The organism is Neobacillus paridis (assembly GCF_016765675.1).
Taxonomy (GTDB): domain Bacteria; phylum Bacillota; class Bacilli; order Bacillales; family Cytobacillaceae; genus Neobacillus; species Neobacillus paridis.
The window spans coordinates 1-437 of the sequence record NZ_JAESWB010000360.1 but is presented as its reverse complement, the minus strand read 5'-3'; the positions used below and the strand labels follow the sequence as shown (position 1 = coordinate 437).

The window sequence follows — 437 nt, the reverse complement described above, 5'->3', positions numbered from 1 at the left end:
CAATAGGAACGCTTGTCGAGGCGAATCTCCTGCAGGATCATGGTGGCGATTTCCTCAATGGATTTGACCGTGGAAGACATCCAGCGTATCCCTTCGCGGCGCATCATATTTTCAGCTTCGTTGACTTCGTAGCGGCAGTTTTCCAGCGCAGCGTACTTGCTGCCCGGCCGGCGCTCGTTGCGGACCTCGGCCAGCCGCTCCGGCGCGATCGACAGGCCAAAGATCTTGGACTTGAACTGCACCAGATTGCCAGGAAGCTTTCCGCGCTCGAAATCTTCCGGAATCAGCGGATAGTTGGCCGCCTTGATGCCGTACTGCATGGCGAGATACAGGCTGGTCGGAGTTTTTCCGGACCGTGACACGCCAACCAGGATCACATCGGCCATCGCCAGGTTCTTGTCGGACTGGCCATCATCGTGCGCGAGCGAAAAATTGAT

Annotated in this window: 1 protein-coding gene; it reads right to left on the bottom strand. The window is 57.2% G+C overall.

Annotation, left to right across the window (positions count from 1 at the left end):
• Nucleotides 1–437: kinase/pyrophosphorylase (locus tag JK635_RS29205; protein WP_202655865.1), on the bottom strand; the 437-nt coding region annotated here is incomplete at both ends.